At 66.4% G+C, this 18,222-nt stretch carries 12 protein-coding genes and 5 tRNA genes; 12 read left to right on the top strand and 5 right to left on the bottom strand.

Going from position 1 to position 18,222, the window contains the following annotated elements; genetic code table 11:
• The first annotated feature begins 335 nt into the window (after positions 1 to 335).
• From zwf to XcodCFBP4690_RS15435, 5 genes are all read left to right on the top strand, one after another.
• Positions 336 to 1,766, top strand: coding sequence for a glucose-6-phosphate dehydrogenase (gene zwf / locus XcodCFBP4690_RS15455; protein WP_104542174.1), 1,431 nt, complete (start codon positions 336 to 338; stop codon positions 1,764 to 1,766).
• Entirely contained in the window at positions 1,763 to 2,770 is a 1,008-nt protein-coding gene (gene glk, locus XcodCFBP4690_RS15450) for a glucokinase (protein ID WP_104542172.1), read from the top strand. Before zwf ends, glk begins: the two co-directional genes overlap by 4 nt.
• Positions 2,767 to 3,486, top strand: a complete 720-nt coding sequence (gene pgl, locus XcodCFBP4690_RS15445; protein ID WP_104542170.1) for a 6-phosphogluconolactonase — start codon at positions 2,767 to 2,769, stop codon at positions 3,484 to 3,486. Before glk ends, pgl begins: the two co-directional genes overlap by 4 nt.
• Positions 3,487 to 3,683: 197 nt before the next feature.
• Complete coding sequence (gene edd, locus XcodCFBP4690_RS15440) at positions 3,684 to 5,600, top strand: phosphogluconate dehydratase (RefSeq protein WP_104542168.1); 1,917 nt, start codon at positions 3,684 to 3,686, stop codon at positions 5,598 to 5,600.
• 51 nt (positions 5,601 to 5,651) lie between these two features.
• Complete coding sequence (locus XcodCFBP4690_RS15435) at positions 5,652 to 6,311, top strand: bifunctional 4-hydroxy-2-oxoglutarate aldolase/2-dehydro-3-deoxy-phosphogluconate aldolase (protein ID WP_104542166.1); 660 nt, start codon at positions 5,652 to 5,654, stop codon at positions 6,309 to 6,311.
• A 461-nt stretch (positions 6,312 to 6,772) separates the two neighbouring features.
• Here the strand turns inward: XcodCFBP4690_RS15435 and XcodCFBP4690_RS15425 are convergent, their stop codons facing one another.
• From XcodCFBP4690_RS15425 to XcodCFBP4690_RS15415, 3 genes are read right to left on the bottom strand one after another with little or no spacing between them, the layout of a single operon-like run.
• Positions 6,773 to 9,859, bottom strand: a complete 3,087-nt coding sequence (locus XcodCFBP4690_RS15425; protein WP_104542162.1) for an efflux RND transporter permease subunit — start codon at positions 9,857 to 9,859, stop codon at positions 6,773 to 6,775.
• The gene (locus tag XcodCFBP4690_RS15420; protein WP_104542160.1) at positions 9,856 to 13,365 is read right to left on the bottom strand and encodes an efflux RND transporter permease subunit; all 3,510 of its coding nucleotides are present in this window, start codon (positions 13,363 to 13,365) and stop codon (positions 9,856 to 9,858) included. Before XcodCFBP4690_RS15420 ends, XcodCFBP4690_RS15425 begins: the two co-directional genes overlap by 4 nt.
• Positions 13,362 to 14,495: an efflux RND transporter periplasmic adaptor subunit gene (locus tag XcodCFBP4690_RS15415; RefSeq protein ID WP_167394651.1), complete on the bottom strand. Its 1,134-nt coding sequence runs from the start codon at positions 14,493 to 14,495 to the stop codon at positions 13,362 to 13,364. Before XcodCFBP4690_RS15415 ends, XcodCFBP4690_RS15420 begins: the two co-directional genes overlap by 4 nt.
• Positions 14,496 to 14,700: 205 nt before the next feature.
• Here XcodCFBP4690_RS15415 and XcodCFBP4690_RS15410 point away from each other — a divergent pair, with 205 nt between their 5' ends.
• From XcodCFBP4690_RS15410 to XcodCFBP4690_RS15380, 6 genes are all read left to right on the top strand, one after another.
• Positions 14,701 to 15,114, top strand: coding sequence for a c-type cytochrome (locus tag XcodCFBP4690_RS15410; RefSeq protein WP_104542158.1), 414 nt, complete (start codon positions 14,701 to 14,703; stop codon positions 15,112 to 15,114).
• A gap of 8 nt (positions 15,115 to 15,122) precedes the next feature.
• A complete protein-coding gene (locus tag XcodCFBP4690_RS15405) occupies positions 15,123 to 15,584 on the top strand; it encodes a c-type cytochrome (RefSeq protein WP_167394650.1) in 462 nt (153 codons plus the stop codon).
• Between the two features lie 99 nt (positions 15,585 to 15,683).
• Positions 15,684 to 15,759 (top strand) — tRNA-Ala (locus XcodCFBP4690_RS15400).
• Positions 15,760 to 15,806: 47 nt separating this feature from the next.
• A tRNA-Glu gene (locus XcodCFBP4690_RS15395) sits at positions 15,807 to 15,882 on the top strand.
• 533 nt (positions 15,883 to 16,415) lie between these two features.
• Positions 16,416 to 16,491: transfer RNA gene (locus XcodCFBP4690_RS15385), tRNA-Ala, on the top strand.
• A gap of 47 nt (positions 16,492 to 16,538) precedes the next feature.
• A tRNA-Glu gene (locus tag XcodCFBP4690_RS15380) sits at positions 16,539 to 16,614 on the top strand.
• Between the two features lie 177 nt (positions 16,615 to 16,791).
• Here the strand turns inward: XcodCFBP4690_RS15380 and XcodCFBP4690_RS15375 are convergent.
• Together XcodCFBP4690_RS15375 and XcodCFBP4690_RS15370 are read right to left on the bottom strand one after the other, a co-directional pair.
• Complete coding sequence (locus XcodCFBP4690_RS15375; RefSeq protein WP_104542152.1) at positions 16,792 to 16,968, bottom strand: hypothetical protein; 177 nt, start codon at positions 16,966 to 16,968, stop codon at positions 16,792 to 16,794.
• Between the two features lie 545 nt (positions 16,969 to 17,513).
• A tRNA-Leu gene (locus XcodCFBP4690_RS15370) sits at positions 17,514 to 17,600 on the bottom strand.
• 138 nt (positions 17,601 to 17,738) lie between these two features.
• On the opposite strand from XcodCFBP4690_RS15370, the gene XcodCFBP4690_RS15365 reads away from it, so the two are divergent.
• Positions 17,739 to 18,119 (top strand): response regulator, encoded by a 381-nt coding sequence (locus tag XcodCFBP4690_RS15365; protein ID WP_167394649.1) that lies wholly within the window; start codon positions 17,739 to 17,741, stop codon positions 18,117 to 18,119.
• The last annotated feature ends 103 nt before the right edge of the window (positions 18,120 to 18,222 follow it).

The raw sequence follows: 18,222 nt of genomic DNA, 5'->3' as shown, positions 1-18,222 counted from the left end.
AAACGAATGCATTGGTTTATTCTGACATGTAATCGTTTTCACATGGCAACATCGATCTCGGGAGGAATCATGCCGCAACCGACCCACGCCGTTGTTTCACGCGGTGTCAGCTGTCATGCAGAGCCGGTCATTCCGCCACGCAGGGGCAGCTATGCCGCCGATGCGCTAACCGCTCGCCGCCAGTTGCTGCAACAATCGGGGATTGGGCGTCAGCGTCCATCCCCCGCTGCGGGCACGCAAGTGTCGCTCAGGAACAGACGTACCGACCGCCGGCACCCCGGCGCCTTTCCGCCAAGCCGCTGATAACGATGTCCCCAGAATCCGAAACGCGATCCATGCACAACACCCTGATCCTGTTCGGCGCCACCGGCGATCTCGCCCAGCGCTACCTGTTTCCTTCCCTGCTGCGGCTGTTCGTCGATGGCCTGTTGCCGGAGGACTTCCGCGTGCGTGCGCTGGCGTTGTCGCCGCACGACACCGAGGCGTTCCGCGAGGTGTTGCGCCCGCGACTGACCGAAGCGCTGCCGATCGCCACGCCCGAGCAGATCGCCGCGCTGTTGCAGCGGATCGATTACCGTTCGGTGGACCTGCGCAATGCCGAGTCGGTGGCCGATGCGGTCCGCGAGCTGGCAAGCCGCCGCATCGTGAGCTACCTGGCGATTCCGCCTGGCCTGTACATCAGCACCTGCCAGGGCCTGGCCCTGGGGGGCGCGCTGGCCGCGCCACACCGGCTGATGCTGGAAAAACCGATCGGCCACGACTCGGACAGCGCCCGCGAGATCCTGCAGTCGATCGGCGCGCTGATCGACGAAGACCGCGTGTTCCGCCTGGACCATTACCTGGGCAAGGCGGCGGTACAGAACCTGGTGGCGCTGCGCTTCGGCAATACCCTGCTCGAGGCGGTCTGGAACCGTACCTATATCGAATCGGTGCAGATCCTGGTGGCCGAAAGCGAAGGCGTGGACGGGCGCGACGCCTACTACGCCCGCTCCGGCGCGCTGCGCGACATGGTGCAGAGCCATATCCTGCAGCTGCTCTGCCTGGTGGCGATGGAGCCGCCGGCCTCGCTGGAAGCCGACCGCATCCGCGACGAGAAGGTCAAGGTACTGCGCGCGCTGCGCCCGATGACCGCCGAGCATGCCGCCCATGACAGCGTGCGCGGCCGCTACACCGCCGGCACCATCAACGGCCAGCCCGCGCAGGCCTACCACCCGCCGGAAGGCAGCGAGGTGGAAACCTTTGTCGCGGTGACCGCGCATATCGACAACTGGCGCTGGACCGGGGTGCCATTCCACCTGTGCACCGGCAAGCGCCTGGCCGAGCGCTCCACCCGCATCGTGGTGACGCTCAAGCCGGTGACGCATTGGCTGTTCGAGCGTCCCGACCGGCAGAACGCAGTGCCCAACCGCCTCACCTTCCAGTTGCAGCCGCAGGAAAACATCGAGCTGGGCCTGATGAGCAGCCTGGCCGGCCCGGAATGGGGCGCGATCGAGCTGCAGCCGCTGGAACTGGAATTGTCGGTGCCCACCGGCCTGCACCGCCGTATCGCCTACGAGCGCCTGTTCGTCGATGCCTTCAACGGCAACCCGGCATTGTTCGTGCGCGACGACGAGGTCAAGGCCGCCTGGGCCTGGATCGACAGCGTCAGCGATGCCTGGGCCGCGGCCCAGCTTCCGCTGCAGCCCTACCCGGCCGGCAGCTGGGGCCCGGACACCGCCGCACCGTTCCTGCCCCCCGCCACCGATGCACAGGGAAACAACGCATGACCGCTCCTTCCAAGCCGGTGCTGGTTGCCGATATCGGCGGAACCAATGCGCGCTTCGCGCTGGCCGATGTCGATGCCTCGGTACCGTTGCTGGACGACACCTCGCGCGAATTCGCGGTTGTGGAGTTCGCATCGCTCGGTGAAGCGGCGCGCTACTACCTCGACCAGATCGGCGTGCAGGCCACCAAGGGCGTGTTCGCGGTGGCCGGGCGCGTGGATGGCGACGAGGCGCGCATCACCAACCACCCCTGGGTGATCTCGCGCACGCGCACCGCCAGCATGCTCGGTTTCAGCACCTTGCACCTGATCAACGATTTCGCCGCGCAGGCCATGGCCATCAGCCTGCTGCGCCCGCAGGACGTGGTGCAGGTCGGTGGCGCCAGCTGGCGGCCGGCGCCGATCGATCAGCCGCGCAACTACGGCGTGATCGGCCCGGGCACCGGGCTGGGCGTCGGTGGCCTGATCATCCGCAACGGGCGCTGTTTTCCGCTGGAAACCGAAGGCGGCCATGTCAGCTTCCCACCGGGCACGCCGGAAGAAATCCGGATCCTGGAAATCCTTTCCGAGCAGTTCGGCCGGGTCTCCAACGAGCGGCTGATCTGCGGCCCGGGCTTGGTGAACATCCATCGCGCGTTGAGCGAGATTGCCGGGGTCGACCCGGGCCCGCTGCAGCCCAAGGACATCACCGCCCGCGCCGCCGCCGGCGACCCGCGCTCGTCGCGCACCATCGATCTGTTCTGCGCCATCTTCGGTGCCATCGCCGGCGACATGGTGCTGATGCAGGGTGCGTGGGACGGTGTCTTCCTGACTGGCGGACTGGTCCCCAAGGTGCTGGATTCGTTGCAGCATTCCGGCTTTCGCCAGCGCTTCGAGCACAAGGGCCGGTTCTCCGCGATCATGTCCAAGGTGCCCTCGCTGGCGGTCATGCACCCCCACGCCGGCCTGCTGGGCGCCGCGGCGTATGCCGTGGATGCCGAACGGCAGCATCCAGGAGAACAACGATGAGCCCGCAGGACGACCCGCGCATCACCCTGGTGCGCTACGAGGACCCGGCCGAATGGACCGAAGCGGTGGCCAGCGAAATGGCCGAGCTGCTGGAACGGGAGATCTCGCGCCGCGGCCAGGCGCGCATGCTGCTCTCCGGCGGCACCACGCCTGCGCCGGTCTACGAATCGCTGGCGCATCGTCCGCTGGATTGGTCGCGGGTGGAGGTGGGCCTGGTCGATGAGCGCTGGCTCTCGCCGCAGGACAAGGACAGCAATGCCTGGCTGGTGAAGCACAGCTTCCTGGCCCATGCGCCGGCAGCCACCTTCATCCCGCTGGTTCGCCCGGGCAAGCAACTGCCCGAATGCGTGCACACCGCGAACCTGCAGGCCACCCACGCCGAACCGGCCTGCCTGGCGGTGCTGGGCATGGGCGGCGACGGCCACACCGCCTCGCTGTTCCCCGGCTCGACCGAGCTGCCGAAAGCGCTCGCCAGCCCGCAGCCGTACGCGTCCCTGGATGCCACCGGTTGTCCGGGCGCCAATCAATGGCCGCTGCGCATCACCCTGACCCCGGCGGGGCTGGCGCCGATCCCCAGCCGGCTGTTGCTGTTGCGCGGCAAGCAGAAGCTCGACGTGCTGGCCGCGGCGCTGGCCGGCGACGACATCAGCCAGTACCCGATCCGCGTGGCCTTGCAGCAGCCGGGCCCCAAGCTGCGTGTGCACTGGTGCGCTTGATGCGTCGCGCGGTTGCACGCTACGGCATGCCCGCGATGGCGCCCTCCTGCAGCAGCCAGCACGCTGCAGGGCGCGCGCAGAATTGTGGGTAGGCGCATGCCGCTTCGGTGACCCCATGCCCGTTCCAGCCGCCGCGCAGACCTGCAGAATTCCACGTCCACGCACCACACCCCCCCGTTTCTCATAGCCGGTAGCCAATGAGCCTGCATCCGAACATCCAAGCTGTCACCGACCGCATCCGCAAGCGCAGCGCGCCTTCGCGTGCGGCCTATCTGGCCGGCATCGAGGCCGCCCTGCGTGAGGGTCCATTCCGTAGCCGGTTGAGCTGCGGCAATCTCGCGCATGGTTTTGCGGCCTCCGAGCCCACCGACAAATCGCGTCTGCGCGGCGCGGCCACGCCCAACCTGGGCATCATCACCGCCTACAACGACATGCTGTCGGCGCACCAGCCGTTCGAGCATTACCCGCAGCTGATCCGCGACACCGCGCGCGCGCTCGGCGCCACCGCGCAGGTGGCCGGCGGGGTGCCGGCGATGTGCGACGGCGTCACCCAGGGCCGCGCCGGCATGGAGCTGTCGCTGTTCTCGCGCGACAACATCGCCCAAGCTGCCGCGATCGGCCTGAGCCACGACATGTTCGACAGCGTGGTGTACCTGGGCGTATGCGACAAGATCGTGCCGGGCCTGCTGATCGGCGCGCTGGCATTCGGGCACCTGCCGGCGATCTTCATGCCGGCCGGCCCGATGACGCCCGGTATTCCGAACAAGCAGAAGGCCGAGGTGCGCGAGCGCTATGCGGCCGGCGAAGCCACCCGCGCCGAGCTGCTGGAAGCCGAATCGGCGTCCTACCACTCGCCCGGCACCTGCACCTTCTACGGCACCGCCAATTCCAACCAGGTCTTGCTCGAAGCGATGGGCGTGCAGCTGCCCGGCGCCTCGTTCGTCAATCCGGAACAGCCGCTACGCGATGCGCTGACCCGCGAGGGCACCGCGCGCGCGTTGGCGATCTCGGCATTGGGCCAGGACTTCCGCCCGTTCGGCCGCCTGATCGACGAACGCGCCATCGTCAACGCGGTGGTCGCGCTGATGGCCACCGGCGGCTCGACCAACCACACCATCCACTGGATCGCGGTGGCGCGTGCGGCCGGCATCGTGCTGACCTGGGACGACATGGACCTGATCTCGCAGACCGTGCCGCTGCTGACCCGCGTCTACCCCAACGGCGAAGCCGACGTAAACCGCTTCCAGGCCGCCGGCGGCACCGCGTTCGTGTTCCGCGAACTGATGGATGCCGGCTACATGCACGACGACCTGCCCACCGTGGTCGAGGGTGGCATGCGCATCTATGTCAACGAGCCGCGCCTGCAGGACGGCAAGGTCGTATACGTGCCCGGCACTGCGACCACCGCCGACGACAGCGTCGCGCGCCCGGTCAGCGATGCGTTCGAATCGCAGGGCGGCCTGCGACTGTTGCGCGGCAACCTGGGCCGCTCGCTGATCAAGCTGTCGGCGGTGAAGCCGCAGCACCGCAAGATCGAGGCACCTGCCGTGGTGATCGACACCCCGCAGGTGCTCAACAAGCTGCATGCCGCCGGCGTGCTGCCGCACGACTTCGTGGTGGTGCTGCGCTACCAGGGCCCGCGGGCGAACGGCATGCCGGAGCTGCATTCGATGGCGCCGTTGCTGGGCCTGCTGCAGAACCAGGGCCGACGCGTGGCGCTGGTGACCGACGGCCGCCTGTCCGGTGCCTCCGGCAAGTTCCCGGCGGCCATTCACCTGACCCCCGAGGCCGCACGTGGTGGCCCGATCGGGCGCGTGCGCGAAGGCGACATCGTGCGCCTGGACGGCGAAGCCGGCACCCTGGAAGTGCTGGTGTCGGCCGAAGAATGGGCCTCGCGCGAGGTGGCGCCCAACACCGCGGTGGCCGGCAACGATCTGGGCCGCAACCTGTTCGGCATCAACCGTCAGGTGGTCGGCCCGGCCGACCAGGGCGCGATCTCCATTTCCTGCGGCCCGACCCATCCGGATGGCGCGTTGTGGAGCTACGACGCCGAATACGAACTGGGCGCCGATGCCGCTGCCGCCGCTGCACCGCACGAGTCCAAGGACGCCTGACCCCTTCCCTCTGCGCGGCCGCTTTGGCGGCCGCCGTCTAATGGAGTTGCAATGACGATTGCCCAGACCCAGAACACCGCCGAACAGCTGCTGCGCGACGCCGGCATCCTGCCGGTGGTCACCGTCGATACGCTGGACCAGGCACGCCGCGTCGCCGACGCGCTGCTGGAAGGCGGCCTGCCCGCCATCGAGCTGACCCTGCGCACGCCGGTGGCGATCGATGCGCTGGCCATGCTCAAGCGCGAACTGCCCAATATCGTGATCGGCGCCGGTACGGTGTTGAGCGAACTGCAGCTGCGGCAGTCGGTGGATGCCGGTGCGGACTTCCTGGTGACTCCCGGCACGCCGGCCCCGCTGGCGCGCCTGCTGGCCGATGCGCCGATCCCGGCGGTGCCCGGTGCCGCCACGCCGACCGAGCTGCTGACCCTGATGGGCCTGGGTTTCCGCGTATGCAAGCTGTTCCCGGCCACTGCGGTGGGCGGCCTGCAGATGCTCAAGGGCCTGGCCGGCCCGCTGTCCGAGCTCAAGCTGTGCCCCACCGGCGGCATCAGCGAAGCCAACGCGGCCGAGTTTCTGTCGCAGCCGAATGTGGTCTGCATCGGCGGTTCGTGGATGGTGCCCAAGGAGTGGTTGGCCCAGGGCCAGTGGGACAAGGTCAAGGACAGCTCGGCCAAGGCCGCGGCGATCGTGCGGCAGGTGCGGGCTGGCTGATGTGCTGGGCGCTTCGTCGGACGACTTGATGACCGTGCTTGTCTGGATCTGCGCGCCGGAAAGGACGTGTTGATCGTCTCAACAAGGGTTGTGGATCAGGTATTCCTGCGTAGCAACGCCTACCCCAGTGCTCGATCGTAGGCTGACAGGGACCTTTCGAAGCATCGCTGGCCACGCGACTGTTGTTGTCAGAAGCCATGGCAATGACAAACCGAGGCGGCAGCGTGGCTGGGGATTGGCGGAGAGCGGCACAAGGATGTGCCGCGACGGCGCGTCAGACAGGATGTCTGCCGCGCCGAAAAGCCGATGCCCGGCCGCGCTGCCGCCTGCTGCCGAAGTCAGTGTCTGACAGCCGCATGCTTGGCACGAACCGGGAAACCGCACCCTCACCCCAACCCCTCTCCCGACGGGAGAGGGGCTTCAGCCGCCTCACGTCGTTCAATACTTCAGCACGGTTGATTTCAAGACTCCAACGCGGCGTTCGCAGGCAGTGCCTTCGGCACACCACGCGCACGTCGCACCAGCGCAGCGGCGCCGTTGCTCATGTCATCGAGAATGGCGTAGATGGTGGGCAAGAACAGCAGGCTCACCACGGTGGAAAACGCCAGGCCACCGGCGATGGCACGGGCCATCGGGAAGTACGGCGGGCCGTCGCTGAACATGGTGGTGCTGGTCAGCGAGATCGGCACCATCGCCAGGATGGCGGTACCCATCGTCATCATGATCGGCCGCAACCGCTCGCGCGAGCCTTCCACCAGCGCCTGGGTGCGGCCCATGCCGCGGCGGCGCAGGTTGTTGATGTGCTCGATCATCACGATGCCGTTGTTCACCACCACGCCCATCAACACCAGGATGCCGATGAAGGACATGATCCCGAACGAGGTGCCGGTGATCCAGAACAGCCAGAACACCCCGAAGATCGAGAACAGCACGCCGCTCATGATCGCCGCCGGGAACAGCAGCGACTCGAACACCGCCGCCATCACCACGTAGATCATCACCAGCGCGATCACCAGGTTGAACACCATCTGGCCCATCGCCTCGCCGTCGTCCTGATAGTCGCCGCCGTCGAAGGTATAGCTGTAGCCGGCCGGGAAGCTCATCGCCTTGAGCGGCTTTTCCATCGCCGCGCGCGCTTCCGGCATGGTGACCTTTTCGGCCAGGTTGGCCTTGATGGTCAGCGTGGTCTGGCGGTTGGTGCGGCCGATCTGGGTGGCGGCGGGCCGGATCTGCACGTCCACCAGGCTCAGCAACGGCACGCTGCGGCCGTCCTTGGTGCGCACGGTGAAGCCCGCCAGGTCTTCCGGCTTGCTCTGCTCGGCGCCGGCAAAACGCACCCACACCGGCACCTCGTTGTCGCCACGCCGGAACTCGCGCAGCGGCGTGCCGCGCAGCGCCAGGCCCACGAAACTGGCCACCTGCTCGGCGCTGAAGCCGAACGCCGCGGCGCGTTCGCGGTCGACGCGGATCGCCAGTTCGCTGGTGCGGTCGCCGGTATCCACGTGCACGTCGCGCAGTTCCTTGCGCTGCGCCAGCAACGGCACCACATCGTCGGCCAGCGACTTCAGCGCCTCGGTCGAATCGCCGACCAATTGCACCTGCACCCCCTGGTTGCCGTTGCCGCCATCGCCCTGGTTGCCGATGCTGTAGTCGGCGCGCGCCGAGCGCGGCAGTTCCTTGCGAATCTTCTCCAGCAGCGGAGGCAGATCCTTCACCTTGCTTGCGTCGAAGGTCACCACCGTATTGCTGCCTTCCACCTCGCTGAACCACGAATAGATCTGGGTGATGTGGTACTTGGCACGATTGGCTTCGAGGTAATTCTCCACACGGCCGATCTCCTCGCCCAGCTGCTCGCGCGTGTACGAGCCCTTCCACTGGTACTGGATGAAGGCCTCGTTGCCTCCATCGCCGCCGAACATGTCCACCTTGGTCAGCTTCATCGGCACCAGGCTGATGACGCTGATCAGGATGATGCCGGTGACGCTCCAGCCGCGGTGCGCCAGCGTCCACGCCAGGATGCGTGCATAGCGCCGCTGCAGCCTGGCGATGACGCCGCGCTCGGAGGTCACCATCGGCGGCGTCTTCATGCGCGCCGACAACATCGGGATCAGGCTGATCGCCACCAACCACGAGGCCAACAGCGACACCGAAATGGTGATCGCGATCTGCGCCATGAAAATGCTGATGTTGTTGGTCTCGCCGAACAGATTCGGCACGAACACGATGCAGTGGCACAGGGTGCCGGCGCTGAGCGCGATCGCCACGCTGCGCGTGCCCAGCAAGGCCGCCAGCTGCGGCTGGCCCGGCAGGCGCTCGCGTTCCTGGTAGATGCTCTCCACCACCACCACCGCGTTGTCCACCAGCATGCCCACCGCCAGCAGCAGCCCCATCATGGTCAGGATGTTGAGCGTGACCCCGACGAAGTACATGAAGCCCAGGGTGATCGCAAAGCAGATCGGAATCGCCAGCGTGACCATCAGGGTCGAGGGCCAGTGCCGCAGGAAGAAGAACAGCACCGTGATCGACAGCAACAGGCCGACCGCGCCGGCCTCGGCCAGTTCGGCCAGCGACGAGGTCACCGCCTTGCCCTGGTTGTCGATCACCTTGATCTGCACGTCGCGCATCGCCGGTTCCGCGCGGATGTCTTCGACTTCCTTCAAGGCCAGCCGCGAGACTTCCACCAGATTGGCGCTGCGTTCCTTGTAGATATCCAGGCCGATCGCGGGGCGCCCATCCAGCCGCCGCCCGTAGTTCATGCGCGTGGGCTTCAGGCGCACCTGCGCGATATCACCCAGGCGCAGGCCCTTGGCATTGAGTACCAACTCGCGCAGTTCCTGCAGATCGCGCAGCTCGCCGATCGGCTGCACGCGGATGCGCTGGCCGTTGTCGTCGATCTGCCCGGCCGACACCGAGAAATTGAGCTTGCCCAGGCGCTCGCTCAAGTCGTTGAGGCTGAGGTCGTGCGCGGTGAGCCGGTCCGGCGCGATCGCGATCTCCACCTCGTTTGGCGGTGCGCCAGAAATCTCCACCTTGGCCACGCCGGGAATGCGCTCGATGCGCCGCTTGAACTCGCGGTCGAGCATGTCGTAAGCGCCGGTCAGGTCGGTCTGGCTGGCCAGGCGCACCTTGAGCACCGGCTCGTCGCTGCTGGACCACTTGAAGATATGGAAGCGCTGCAGATCGTCCGGCAGGTCGTCGCGGATGGCGTCCAGCCGCTCGCGTGCGTCCGATGCGGCGATGGCGATGTCGCGGTCCCAGTCGCTGAACTCGATGAAGATGTTGGCGCCGTCGGCGGTGGCGGTAGAGCGCATGCGCTTGATGCCGGTCATCGTGGCCAAGGCTTCTTCGGCCGGCCGTACCAGGTTGCGCTCCACCTCGTCCGGAGTGGAGCCGGTGTACGGCAACTGCACGAACAGGAACGGCGCAGAGATGTCCGGCAGCGCCTCCAGCGGCAGCCGGAACGCGGCGATCAGCCCCACCACCACCAGCGAGACGAAGCACATGATGGTGGTGACCGGGCGACGGATACTGAAGGCGGCAACGCTCATACCGCCTCCAGTCCGTCGCCATGCTCGCTTTCCGGCGCCTGCCGACGCGCCATGCGCCGGCCACGTTCCAGGTAGTAGGCATCGGCACGGCGATCCAGCAGGTCGTAGACCACCGGGATCACCAGCAAGGTCAGCAGCGTAGACACCAGCAGGCCGCCGATCACGGTGATGGCCATCGGCGCGCGCACTTCCGCGCCCTCGCCCATCGCCACCGCCAGGGGCAGGAAGCCGAACAGGGTGCACAGCGTGGTCATGACGATCGGCCGCAGGCGCGAGCGCGCACCCTCGATAAGCGCCTCGCGCTTGGGCACGCCTTCTTCGCGCAACTGGTTGACCTTGTCGATCAGGATGATGGCGTTCTTGGTCACCAGGCCCACCAGCAGGATCAGGCCGATGAACACCACCACCGAGACCGGCTTGCCGGTCATCAGCAGCGCCAGCACCGCGCCCACCATCGCCAGCGGGATGGTGAACAGGATGACGAACGGATGCAGCAGCGATTCGAACTGCGAGGCCATCACCAGATAGACCAGGAAGATCGCCAACCCGAACGCGAACAGCAGCGACTTCACCGATTGCGCCAGTTCCTCGCCCTGCCCGCCGATATGCATGCCCACGCCGGCCGCCAACGGATCCCTGCGCACCATCGCCTCGACTTCGCGCACCGCACCACCCAGGTCGATGTCCTTCAGGCTGGCCGACACGATCGCCACCCGCGTCTGATCGGCGCGGTGGATCTCACTCGGGCCGGTGGTCGCCATCACCTCGGCCACCGCCGCCAGACGCACCGGCCGGCTGCTGCCCGGGTTGACGATCAGCTGACGGATCGCCTCCACGCTGGCACGGTCGCTGTGCTGCGCACGCACCAGCACATCGATCTTGCGATCGCGGAAGCTGTAGCGCGTAGCCACATCGCCGCGCACCTTCTTGACGATGACATCGGCAATCTGCCGCGTGGTCAGCCCCAGCGCACCGGCGCGCTCCTGGTCGAAGCGGATCTGGATTTCCGGAAAACCCTCTTCCACCGTCGATTTGACGTCCGCATAGTGGCCATTGGCGCGCAGCATCGAGGCCAGCTTCTGCCCGGCACGTTCCAGCTCGCTCAGGTCCTGCCCGCGCAACTCCACTTCCAGCGGCGTCGAGAAACTAAACAGCGCGGGCCGCGCGAAATCCACCTGCGCGCCGGGATGCCCGACCATGCTGCTGCGCAACCGCTGCGTGGCCGCTGCTTCCACCTCGGGGCTGCCGCCACCGGCCATCACCACGGTGAGCTTGCCGATGTTTTCGCCGCTTTCGGTGGGGTTGGCATCCAGCCGTGTGCCACTGCCGCTGACGCCATACAGCGAGGCCACACCCGGGTCCTTGTCGTGCGCCAACTGCAACTCGCGCACCAGCGCATCGGTCTGCGCCAGCGGGGTGCCGGAAGGCAGCTTCACCGTCATCTCGAAGCGGTCCTGCGCCAGCTGCGGAATCAGGTCCGCGCCCAGCAGCGGTACCAGCAGCAGCGTGCCGACGAACGCCGCAGCCGCCAGGCCGAGCACCAGCCACGGCCGGCGCAAGGCGGCCGGCAGCATCGCCAGGTAGCCACGCTCGGCGCGGCCATACGGCGCCATCGCCAGATCGCTGGCCTTGCGCATTACCGGCCCCACCACCCGTGCCAGTCCGCGCCACAGCCGGATCACCGCCCATGCCGCGCCGAAGAACGCGTAACGCACGCTCGCCCCGACGCCGCGCTGGCCGGCTGCCACCGGCTTGAGCCAGCGCTGCTCGGGCTGCCATTGCGGATGGCTGGGCTCGTCCGGAAACGCCATCGGCGGCGCGCCCTTGAGCGAACTCAGCATCGGAATCAGCGTCATCGACACCACCAGCGAGATCGCAATGGCGATCGCCACCGTCAGCGCCTGGTCGCGGAACAGCTGCCCGGCGATGCCCTCGACGAACACCAGCGGCAGGAACACCGCGATGGTGGTCAGCGTGGAGGCCATCACCGCCATGCTCACCTCGCGGGTACCGGCAATGGCCGCTTCCAGCACGCTCAGGCCGCGCTCGCGCGCCTTGGCGATGCTTTCCAGCACCACGATGGAGTCGTCCACCACCAGCCCGGTGGCCAGCGCCAGGCCACCCAGCGACATCACGTTGAGGCTCAGCCCCAACTGGCCCATGAAGAAGAACGTGGTGATGATCGACACCGGCAGCGACAGGCTGATCACGAACGTGCTCCAGCCATTGCGCAGGAACAGGAAGATGATCAGGATCGCCAGCACGCCGCCGATCACCGCATCCTTCTTGACGTCGCTGATCGCGTGTTCGATGAAGTGCGACTGGTCCTCGATGGTGGTGATCTCCACATCGCCCGGCACGGTCGCCTTCAGTTGCTCCAGGCGCTTGCGCAGCGCCGCGGCAGTGGACACGGTATTGGCATCGCCTTCCTTGTAGATGGCCAGCTCCACCGCTTCCTTGCCGCCCAGGCGGATGATGGCCTCGCGTTCCTTGTAGCCCTGGCGCACCTGCGCCACGTCCTTCAGCCGCACCGGCATGCCGCCGGCGATGCTGCTGCTGGACGACGACGAGGTGCTCTGCACTTCGGCCGCCGCAGCCAGCGCCGCCTGCGAACCGGTAGACGCGGCGATGGCATACATCTGCTGCATCGCCGCTTCGGCGGCGCTGCCGCTGCTGCTCTGCGTGGTCACCAGCATGTTGCGGATCTCGTCCAGATCCACGAACTGGTTGACGGTGCGCACCAGATAGCGCTGCGAGCCTTCTTCCAGCCGGCCACCGGAGATGTTGACGTTCTCCTCCTTGAGCCGGGTGATCACGTTGTCGATCGGCAGGTTGAGCTGGGCGAGCCTCTGCTGGTCGATATCGACCTGGATCTCGTCTTCCAGACCGCCGCCCACCTTGACCGCGGCCACGCCGGCCACCGGTTCGAGCTTCTTCTTCAGATCTTCGTCGGCGTAGCGACGCAGCCCGGTAAGCTGGCGGATCGCATCGGCGTCCGAGGCCGGCGCCTGCCTGGGCGACAGCGCCAGGCGCATGATCGGCTCGGTCGACGGATTGAAGCGCAGCAGTACCGGCGGCTTGGTTTCCAGCGGCAGCGACAGCGCTTCCATCTTGTCGCGCACCTCCAGACTGGCCTGGTCCATATTGGTGCCCCAGGCGAATTCCAGCACCACATCGCTCTGCCCGGTACGCGAGATCGACTTGAGCTTGCGCAGGTTCTTGACCACGCCAACCGCTTCTTCCACCGGTTCGGTCACCAGCGTCTCGATCTCCGCCGGCGCCGCGCCGGTGTATTCGGTGCGCACGGTGAGCGTGGGATAGCTCAGGTCCGGCAGCAGGTTGACCTTGAGGCTGCGCAGCGCAATCAGGCCGAACAGCAGCATGGTCACGGTGATCATCGCGATGGTCACCCGCCGCCGCGTGGCGAAGGCCACCAGGCCACCACCGCCAGACGGTGGCGCATGCAGGTCGTGCAGGGGTCCGTGCGGATCAGCGTGATCGCTCATGAGCGCTTCCCGTCGCTGCCGGTTGCCGATGCCGTAGCTGCAACCGGCTTGCGATCCGGCTGGCCGATGACCTGCACGGCGGTGCCATCGCGCAGCGCCACCTTGCCGGCGGTCACCACCTGGTCGCCCTCCTTCAGGCCTTGCCGCACTTCCAGCCAGGGCCCTTCCGCATAGCCCAGCTTCACCGGCACCCGGTTGGCCTTGCCATTGCGCACCACGAACACGGCCGGTTCGCCATCGTCCAGCAGCGCAAGGCGCGGAATCACCAGGGCGTCCTTGCGCTGGTCGTAATCGATGCGGATGCGTCCGAACATGCCCGGCTGCAGCGACTCGGCGCCCTTGCCGAACGCGCAGACCACCCGAAACGTGCCGCTGCCCGAATCCACCACCGGCGCAATCCGGTCCACCTTGCCCACGAACTGCTGGCCGGGCAACGCATCGGCCAGCAAGGTCACCGGCTGGCCGGATTTGAGTGTCGCCAATTCGCGCTCGGGCACGTTGAGCGTGGCCTCCAGCTGCGAGTCGTCGACGATGCGGAAGATCGGCGTGTTGATCTGCACGAAGTTGCCGGTCTTGATCGAGCGCGAGGCGATCACCCCGGAAATCGGCGCCTGCACGGTGGCATAGGACAGCTCCAGCGACGCCAGCCGATGCTGCGCACGGCTGTTTTCGACGTCGAACTTGAGCTGGTCGACATCGGCTGCGCTCACCAGCTGCTGGCGCACCAGCTGGGTGGCGCGGCGATAGCTGTTTTCCAGCTTGCGCAACTGCGCTTCGCTCTGCACCACGGCCAGGTGCGCACGGTCCGGATCCAGCCGCACCAGCGCCTGTCCGGCCGAGACCTTCTGGCCTTCTTCCACCATGACTGCCAGCGCCACGCCGGAGGTCTTGGCCACCACCTGCGCTTCGGCACGCGGCTCCAGTGCAGCGGTACCGGTGTAGCTGGCAGCCACCGCGCGGCGCGCGGCTTTGGTCGCCTCCACCGGCACGGCATCCACGGCCTTCTTTTCGTCCGCTGCCTTGGCCTGGCCGTCGCCAGCCTTGCAACCGCCCAATACCAGGCTGGTGGTCATCAACAGCGCGGCGGCGCAGGCTCCGCCGCGGCGGGACAGGAAGGAAAGTGGCGACATCGTAGTGTCCTAGTGGATGCGTGAACAGGTGTTGTAGGCAAGTAGACCACCTAGATACACATGTCGCCAATGCGCCAAAGGTCATGGTCTGTTCAACTTCGCGTATTCACCCGGTTTGCGCCGCGCCAAATCGCAGGCATACTCGGTCCGGTTCCGTCACGCCCCCAACGTGCGGACGCTCAATCAGTCTTCCGGATACGAAACCATGCGCCCGCAGCCGCTCGCCGCTTGTCTCGCTCTGGTCGTCTTCCTGCCGTTTGGGGGCGCAGCAGCGACACCGTCAGTCACGCCTGCAACACCGGCCACGCCGACGCCTGCCACCACCACGGCAGCGCCAGCCACTGCCGCAGCGGCGCCTGCCGCACCGAGCGGCAACCCGGCCAATGGCCGTCTGCTTGCCTACACCTGCCAGGGCTGCCACGGCGTCACCGGCTACAAGAACGCCTACCCCAGTTATCGCGTGCCCAAGATCGGGGGCCAGTCCAGCCAGTACCTGACCCAGGCGCTGACCGAATACCGCCAGGGCAAGCGCAAGCATCCGACCATGCAGGCGCAGGCGCAGAGTTTCTCCGAGCAGGACATCGCCGACATCTCCGCCTTCCTGTCCACTCTCAAATAAGCGCCCACATGCCGAACGCCCTGTACGCTCCGCGTCTAGCCATCGCCCTGGTCGCTGCCCTCGCAATGGCGGCCTGCTCCCAATCCCAGGTCGAATCTCCCGATCATTCCGCTGGCGATGCCGGCCATGCCAGCGGCGAACACGGTTCCAGTTCCTCGGCCGGATTGCCTACCGGTCGTGCAGACGCCGGCGACAAGCTCGCGCATGCCAAGGGCAAGGCCACCGGCCAGAGCTGCGTGGACTGCCATGGCGCAGACGGCAATGCCCCGATCGACCCCAGCTATCCCAAACTCGGCGGGCAGTACGGCGACTATCTTGCGCATGCCTTGCAGGCGTATCGCAGCGGAGACCGTCAGCACCCCTTGATGACGGCGCAGGCGACCGCGCTGAGCGATCAGGACATTGCCGATCTGGCTGCCTATTTCGGCGCGCGGCCGACGCAGCTGCGCGACCTGCACGGCGTCAAGTAATGTGCGCGCTCGACGCGCACGCCGGCGTCGTCTCAATCGGAATGAAAAAGCGCTTGCGCGAACATTAACAGGCCGCTATCATTTCGTTCTGAGTTTCGTGGGGCCATAGCTCAGCTGGGAGAGCGCCTGCATGGCATGCAGGAGGTCGGCGGTTCGATCCCGCCTGGCTCCACCACTTCAGACATTAGGCCGTCTGGATTGGACAACGAGGTTTTGATACGCGTCCCCATCGTCTAGAGGCCTAGGACACCACCCTTTCACGGTGGACACCGGGGTTCGAATCCCCGTGGGGACGCCAATCATCCAAAGCCCCGGCACTGCCGGGGCTTTTTTTATGCGTCGAAAAATTCCTCCTCGCCCGCAATGAAGCGCGCACATCGACGCGTGACGACAATCCGGTTGGCTCGCCTCATCGAGGCGCAAGATCAGTGGTCGCCACGCAGTACGTCACCGACGGCAATACCACCTGCCCGGCGTCCGCAGCGCACTAGGCAACACGCTCGCGGCGACGCCATCGATCTCGCTCGCATCTCTCCACTACGCTGCAAGCGAGATCGCACGCAACACCATCGCGATAGCACACACACAGATTGCACGGACCTGCAGCAAGGCCGACGGTGCAGCAATGACAACCCGCCACCGACGCGCAGCTTCGATGGCCTTGCACTTGACTGCGATAACGCTGATGCGATCGGCGCGCCGAAGGAATGCGAGATAACACGCACTTCGACGAGCACCGGTTGCGCCGCAATCGCGGCTGCAGCAAATTTTTTCGAAGACCCCTTCCCAAAGATGATTTGGGTCGCTATGATTTCCGGCTCGCAGCAACGCGGGGCCATAGCTCAGCTGGGAGAGCGCCTGCATGGCATGCAGGAGGTCGGCGGTTCGATCCCGCCTGGCTCCACCACTTCAGACATTAGGCCGTCTGGATTGGACAACGAGGTTTTGATACGCGTCCCCATCGTCTAGAGGCCTAGGACACCACCCTTTCACGGTGGACACCGGGGTTCGAATCCCCGTGGGGACGCCAATCATCCAAAGCCCCGGCACTGCCGGGGCTTTTTTTATCCACGCCTCTCAAGAATCCTGCTTGCGCGTTTTACCGCTCGCACGGAGCACATGCGCCGGATGCGCGATGTGCCAATCAGCCGGATCGCAGGCATCCGCGGCGGACCATGCAAGCCACCTGCGCAGACAGCAGGATTCGTTACGCCTGTCCGTCATCCAGCGCCTTGCGACCTTCATGCGTCAGGTCGATATCGCCATCCTCGGCCTGTGCGGCATACCCGGCGCGCACCGCCCAGTTGGCCTCTTCATCCGTCACGGGTTGGGTATCGTGGATGTTGCGCAGAATGCGCAGTTGCTGGGAAGCATCGAAGTCCATCGTGAGCACCGGCCTGAAGGGGGAGCTTCAAGGTACGCACCGGCCGTGATGGTTGCGTGCCTGCAGCGTCATCCGACACGCACACGATCTCGACGATTCAATGCCGTTGCCGCGTTCGCACGCGCGCAACCGACCCACGCGTTGGCAGCACCTGCTGCGTCACCTGCGCGCACACGCCAGTGCCCTTGCGCGATCCAGCGCACGAGAGCGGTGGATCGCATCGCGCACCGATGCCACCTGGCAACACCGACACATCTGCGCGATTTGCGCGGTTCGCGCCGGAGACTACGCGACCGTGATGTCCGCGGTGTCGATAAGCGCTCGATCAGGCGCACGCTGCAGCCGAGCACAAGGTTCTCCCGCATGACGCTGGATCCATCCGTGGGCACCGCATCCTCGCCCGTGCATGCACAAGAGCGGCTGCGAGCAGCTTACAAGCCTACTGCGCGGCCGCCAGGCGGCCGCTCGCTACGCCTTGTCGGCCGACCTGAAGCAAAAAGCCCCTCCGGCGTTGCCGGAAGGGCTTTTGCTGTTACTGCAGTATCTGGTGCCGAAGGTGGGACTCGAACCCACACGCTTTTAAGGGCGGCGGATTTTGAGTCCGCTGCGTCTACCGATTCCGCCACTTCGGCGTGGCCGCGCAGTATAGCGGCTCGCGAATGAAACGAACAGTGTTGCCACGCGCCTGACGAATTCAGGTGCGAGCGGCGTCAGCAGCGCTGCGGCTGAGCAGGCTCGATATACTGGCTGACTTGGTGAAGGAGTAAGCAATGTCGGTGTTGCGTGGAGTTCGGGTGCTCGTGGTCGAAAACGATGACATGAATGCCATGTTGCTCGAATTGCAGCTCTCCCACATCGGTGCGGCGGTGGTGGGCCCGGTCGGGCAAGTCCAGGATGCCCTGCAGCTGATCCAGGCCGATGCGCCGGATATCGCGGTGCTGGACTATCGCCTCGGCAATGGGGAGACCAGCGAACCGGTAGCCCGCCTGCTGGCCGAGCGCGGCATCCCGTTCGTGCTGGCCACGGGCGTGGCCACCGGCAGCATCCCCGCCGGCTTCGAACGCGGCGTGATCCTGACCAAGCCTTACCTGTCCGAAGAACTGGTCAATGCGCTGTCGCGCGCGCGGCAGTTGAGCGGCGCCGACAGTTGAGTTGGCGGGCCGCGGCCCGGCTGCCTTTCCGGCGGGAAGGCAGCTGCGTTTGCCAGCGGACGCGTTGTCACTAGAATCAGACATCGAAAAGCCACGGGCGGAA

The sequence above is a fragment of the Xanthomonas codiaei genome, assembly GCF_002939785.1.
GTDB lineage: Bacteria > Pseudomonadota > Gammaproteobacteria > Xanthomonadales > Xanthomonadaceae > Xanthomonas > Xanthomonas codiaei.
This window is presented reverse-complemented; position numbering and strand designations above follow the sequence as displayed.

Excerpts from the sequence above, each read along its gene's own strand:
- zwf (WP_104542174.1), top strand. The coding sequence starts at position 336 with ATGCACAACACCCTGATCCTGTTCGGCGCCACCGGCGATCTCGCCCAG.
- glk (WP_104542172.1), top strand. The coding sequence starts at position 1,763 with ATGACCGCTCCTTCCAAGCCGGTGCTGGTTGCCGATATCGGCGGAACC.
- pgl (WP_104542170.1), top strand. The coding sequence starts at position 2,767 with ATGAGCCCGCAGGACGACCCGCGCATCACCCTGGTGCGCTACGAGGAC.
- edd (WP_104542168.1), top strand. The coding sequence starts at position 3,684 with ATGAGCCTGCATCCGAACATCCAAGCTGTCACCGACCGCATCCGCAAG.
- XcodCFBP4690_RS15435 (WP_104542166.1), top strand. The coding sequence starts at position 5,652 with ATGACGATTGCCCAGACCCAGAACACCGCCGAACAGCTGCTGCGCGAC.
- XcodCFBP4690_RS15425 (WP_104542162.1), bottom strand. The coding sequence starts at position 9,859 with ATGAGCGTTGCCGCCTTCAGTATCCGTCGCCCGGTCACCACCATCATG.
- XcodCFBP4690_RS15420 (WP_104542160.1), bottom strand. The coding sequence starts at position 13,365 with ATGAGCGATCACGCTGATCCGCACGGACCCCTGCACGACCTGCATGCG.
- XcodCFBP4690_RS15415 (WP_167394651.1), bottom strand. The coding sequence starts at position 14,495 with ATGTCGCCACTTTCCTTCCTGTCCCGCCGCGGCGGAGCCTGCGCCGCC.
- XcodCFBP4690_RS15410 (WP_104542158.1), top strand. The coding sequence starts at position 14,701 with ATGCGCCCGCAGCCGCTCGCCGCTTGTCTCGCTCTGGTCGTCTTCCTG.
- XcodCFBP4690_RS15405 (WP_167394650.1), top strand. The coding sequence starts at position 15,123 with ATGCCGAACGCCCTGTACGCTCCGCGTCTAGCCATCGCCCTGGTCGCT.
- XcodCFBP4690_RS15375 (WP_104542152.1), bottom strand. The coding sequence starts at position 16,968 with ATGGACTTCGATGCTTCCCAGCAACTGCGCATTCTGCGCAACATCCAC.
- XcodCFBP4690_RS15365 (WP_167394649.1), top strand. The coding sequence starts at position 17,739 with ATGTCGGTGTTGCGTGGAGTTCGGGTGCTCGTGGTCGAAAACGATGAC.